Annotated in this window: 5 protein-coding genes; 1 reads left to right on the top strand and 4 read right to left on the bottom strand. The window is 66.7% G+C overall.

All coding sequences use genetic code 11. From position 1 onward, the window contains the following. The 3 genes from HUK84_RS22860 to HUK84_RS11260 form a co-directional block, all read right to left on the bottom strand. A partial coding sequence (locus HUK84_RS22860) for a hypothetical protein (protein WP_218064331.1) occupies positions 1 to 198 on the bottom strand: 198 nt, incomplete at its 3' end. Between the two features lie 145 nt (positions 199 to 343). Next, entirely contained in the window at positions 344 to 1,732 is a 1,389-nt protein-coding gene (locus HUK84_RS11265) for an ethanolamine ammonia-lyase subunit EutB (RefSeq protein WP_176640381.1), read from the bottom strand. 204 nt (positions 1,733 to 1,936) lie between these two features. Beyond that, the gene (locus HUK84_RS11260) at positions 1,937 to 2,782 is read right to left on the bottom strand and encodes an oxidoreductase (protein ID WP_176640380.1); all 846 of its coding nucleotides are present in this window, start codon (positions 2,780 to 2,782) and stop codon (positions 1,937 to 1,939) included. A 102-nt stretch (positions 2,783 to 2,884) separates the two neighbouring features. Between HUK84_RS11260 and HUK84_RS11255 the strand changes: the two genes are divergently transcribed. Then, on the top strand, positions 2,885 to 3,775 hold the full coding sequence (locus tag HUK84_RS11255; protein WP_176640379.1) for a LysR family transcriptional regulator: 891 nt from the start codon (positions 2,885 to 2,887) through the stop codon (positions 3,773 to 3,775). A gap of 47 nt (positions 3,776 to 3,822) precedes the next feature. Here HUK84_RS11255 and HUK84_RS11250 read toward each other — a convergent pair whose 3' ends face one another. Continuing rightward, positions 3,823 to 4,185, bottom strand: coding sequence for a hypothetical protein (locus tag HUK84_RS11250; RefSeq protein WP_218064329.1), 363 nt, complete (start codon positions 4,183 to 4,185; stop codon positions 3,823 to 3,825). Positions 4,186 to 4,449: the final 264 nt, after the last annotated feature.

Genomic DNA, 4,449 nt, shown 5'->3' with positions numbered 1-4,449 from the left:
CGCCCCGGCGACATAGGCATAAAGCGCCCGCGGCAGCCGGCGCCGCGCCACCGGCGCATAATCGTGCAGGTTCAGATAGCGCCATGCATCCCGACCATCGCATCCCCGCTCAACGCCCCGCCGGTCGCCGCCTGCGCCACGCTTCCCGCGCTGCGCCATGCGCGCCCGGCTCGATGATGTCCGGCTCGATGATGTCATGACATGCGCTCCATCCACAGCCACAAGGGCGCGTCCCGTTAAGCGGGGCCTATGTCCCCCTTAACCGCCCGCAAGGCGGCCGGTTGCCGCACCCGTCTCCAGCGGACAGCTCCCGCGCGGCAATGGATTTTTTGAAAGCGGCCGCTCAGGCCGGCAGGTCCGGCGCGACCAGCCGCCCCAGTTGGCGCGGCGCGTCCAGCCGCACCCGGCCGTGCGCATCCACCAGTTCCATCCGCTCCAGCCACGCCTCGAACTCCGGCGCCGCCCGCAGGCCGAAACTGGACCGCAGGGTCGCCATGTCATGGTACGACAGGCTCTGGTAGCTCAGCATCACGTCGTCGCCGCCCGGCACGGCGATCAGGAAATTCACCCCCGCGGCGGTCAGCAGCACCATCAGGCTGTCCATGTCGTCCTGGTCCGCCTCGGCATGGTTGGTGTAGCAGACGTCGCACCCCATCGGCAGGCCCATCAGCTTGCCGCAGAAATGATCCTCCAGCCCCGCCCGGATGATCTGCTTGCCGTCATACAGATATTCCGGCCCGATAAACCCGACCACCGTATTGACCAGCAGCGGCGCGAACGCCCGCGCCACGGCATAGGCCCGCACCTCGGCGGTCTGCTGGTCCATGCCGTGATGCGCCTCGGCCGACAGCGCCGCCCCCTGGCCAGTCTCGAAATACATCACGTTCTGTCCCACCGTCCCGCGCCGCAGCGACAGCGCCGCCTCCCGCGCCTCGGCCAGCAGCGACAGCGAAACGCCGAATCCCGTATTGGCGGCCTGCGTCCCCGCCACGGACTGAAACACCAGGTCGACCGGCGCCCCCTGCTCGATCATCCGGATGGTATTGGTGACATGCGTCAGCACGCAGCTCTGCGCCGGAATGTCATGGCGCGTGCGCATCGCCTCCAGCATGTCCAGCAGGACGATCCCGGTCGCGACATTGTCGCCGGCCGGATTGATCCCGATCACCGCGTCCCCGGCGCCCAGCAGCAGCCCGTCCAGCAGCGACGCCGCGATCCCCCGCGGATCGTCGGTCGGATGGTTGGGCTGCAACCGGCTGCCCAGCCGCCCCGGCAGGCCCTGCGTGTTGCGGAACGCCGTCACCACCCGCATCTTGCGCCCCACCGCGATCAAATCCTGGTTGCGCATCAGCTTGCTGGTCGCCGCGACCATCTCGGGCGTCAGGCCGGGCCCCAGCGCACCGATCGCCGCATGGTCCGCTGCGTGCGACAGCAGCCAGTCGCGCAACTGCCCCACCGTCATGTGCGCGACGGGCGCGAACGCCGCCGCGCCATGGCCGTCCTGGATCAGCCGCGTCACCTCGTCCTGCTCGTACGGCACCAGCGCATCTCGCAGGAAATCGGCCAGGGGAATATCCGCCAGCGCATAACGCGCGGCGATCCGCTCCACCGGATCGGCCGCCGCAACCCCCGCCAGCTCATCGCCCGAGCGCAGCGGCGACGCACAGGCCAGCACATGGCGCAGATCGGCAAACCGATACTGCTCGCCCGCCAGGATGCTCCGATACCCCATGCCGCGCCCTCCCGCGCCATTGTCGCAACAACGCGCCGGACGCGGTCAAGGCATTTCACACGGAACGGACGCCGCCGCAGCCCCGGGCCCGGCGCCGAATGCGCGCAAGTACGGACGGCGATCGAATTTACCCTATCGACCGAGGATACCTCGGGATTTTCCTTATGACGACAATGAGGCGACAGCCGGCAGGTGCCTGCCGCCTCATGCACCCTCGAATGCGGTATCGCGCGTTACGGCTTCCCACATGTCGAGATCACGTGTCAGGTCGGCGATCTTCTTCCGGATCAGATCGAGCGCATCACCGCCGATCACCAGATGCAACGGCGGATGCTCCGCCGCCACGGCCTTGATGATCGCCCGGGCGCCGCGCACGGGATCGCCGGCCTGGGTGCCATGGGCTGCCGGCAGATTGACGCGCACCTTGCCGGCCGTATCGGCATATTCCGCCAGCCGAACAGCCGACTGCTTCATCGACGCCCCGCGGAATTCGGTGCGGAATGCGCCCGGCTCGACAATGGTCACGCCGATGCCGAACGGGGCCACTTCCTTGGCGAGCGTCTCGGAAAAACCTTCCAGCGCGAACTTGGTCATATGATAGAAACCGACCGCCGGGAACGTGACCATGCCGCCCACAGAGCCGATATTGACGACATGACCCGTCCCGCGCATGCGCATGCCCGGCAGGACGGCATTGGTGACTTTCCACGGCCCGAAGACGTTGGTCTCGAACACGGCCCGCACATCGGCTTCCTCGCCTTCCTCCAAGGCGGCGACATAGCCATAGCCCGCATTGTTGACGAGAACGTTGATCGCGCCGAAGCGGGCTTCGGCCTGCCGTATGGCCGCTTCGATCTGTGCAGCGTCGGTGACATCCAGGCCCAGTGCCATCGCGCGGTCCGGAGCCTGCGCGACAAGATCGCCCAGCGTTTCCGGACGGCGCGCCGTCGCAACCAGCCGGTATCCGGCCGCAAGCACCTGTTCGGCCAGGGCACGGCCCAGGCCCGACGAACATCCCGTAATCAGCCACACTGCATTTCGCTCGATCATGATCCTGCACTCCTGTCGTGGTGACGCAGCGGCACTGTGGCGCACGGCACATCGCGCGATAAGATGGGATAAATGAGATGACGTGTTGAAAGGAATTGCATGATGCGCGAAAGACGCCTGGATGATCTGGCGATGTTCGGCGTGGTCGCGCGGCATCGCAGCTTCACCCGGGCCGCGGCCGAGCTTGGCATGTCGACCTCGAATCTCAGCCATACGATCCGCCGGCTCGAAGCCGCCCTCGGCGTGCGGCTGCTTCAGCGCAACAGCCGCAGCGTCGCGCCGAGCGCGTCCGGCGCGGCCTTGCTCGCAGCACTCGACCCGGCCTTGCGACAGATCGACGAGGCCCTCGACCTCCTGCAGACCGGGGCCGATCGCGTGTCCGGCACGCTCCGGCTGACGGCGACGCGAGAGGGGTATGAAGCGGTCGTGCGGCCCATCCTGCCCCGCTTCACGGAAACCTACCCGCATGCGACGATCGAGGTGCTGATCGATTATGGTTTTCGCGACATCATCGCCGACGGGTTCGACGCCGGGATCCGTCTCGGCGAGAAGATCGAGCAGGACATGGTCGCAATCCGGATGGGCGGGGACTTACGCATGGCGGTCGTGGCGTCGCCGGATTACCTGGCCCGCCACGGGATGCCGGACGACCCGCGCGCGCTGACGGGCCATCGCTGCATCAACTATCGCATGGTCGCGGCCGGATCGCTTTACGCCTGGGAGTTCGAGCGCGCAGGGGAAATGCTGGAGGTGCGCGTCGACGGACCGCTGACATTCAACGAGCCCGAGTTGATGCTGCAGGCGGCGCTGGAAGGGATCGGCATAGCGTACGTGCTGGAAGACCGTGCGGCACCATTCGTAACCGAAGGGCGGCTCGTGCGGCTTTTCGCAGACTGGACGCCGGAATTTCCGGGTTTTTTCCTCTATCATCCATCACGGCGACAGGCACGTCCGGTGCTGGGCGCCTTCGTCGCAATGGCACGGGAGGGATGACCCGACACGAAGGTCCGTCTCTCCCATCAGGCCGACAAAAAAGCCGCTTATCGGGCATAGCGTTTCATCACCAGGGAACCCGGCACGATCATCGCCATGAACTTCGCCGAGATGGGGGCCGACGAGAAGCTTTCCATGGACGCGTCGGCATCGGCGACCGACCGCCAATGAACGATCGCCAGCCAGCTATGGTCGCTGCCAGGCGCGGATTCTCGCGACACGAAGCCCGGGCGCTTTGCGATCAGGTTCGTGCCGATCTCGTGATCGATCGCTTCCATTTGCGCGACCGTGACATCGCTTCTCAGCGTCGCCGTGACGACTTCGATGATCGGCGCACCCGCGGCCCGCGCGGTGATCGGAGACGCCATTCCCGCCAGCGCCAATCCCGCGGCCATAAGCTTTTTCATCATGAATGTTTCCTTTATATCAAGTGCTGACAAACGGATTCCCGTCAATCTGGAGGAATCGGCAGCGCCCTTCGGCCACCGGTTCGGTGTTCGGCGCGCGGAGCCGGCGGCGCGATCCGCCGCCCCCGCGTGGGCAACGGTCAGGCACCGGCCTCCTGTGACCGCACCCACCCACGCCCGACAGATCCGGCCCCATTTGCCTGACTGCCCGTCCCGTCCTCAACCGCGCAGCGCGGCCGCGACGCGGCTTTCCAGCGAGGCCGTCGG

This window comes from Nguyenibacter vanlangensis (assembly GCF_013376155.1).
GTDB classification, from domain to species: domain Bacteria; phylum Pseudomonadota; class Alphaproteobacteria; order Acetobacterales; family Acetobacteraceae; genus Gluconacetobacter; species Gluconacetobacter vanlangensis.
This window is presented reverse-complemented; position numbering and strand designations above follow the sequence as displayed.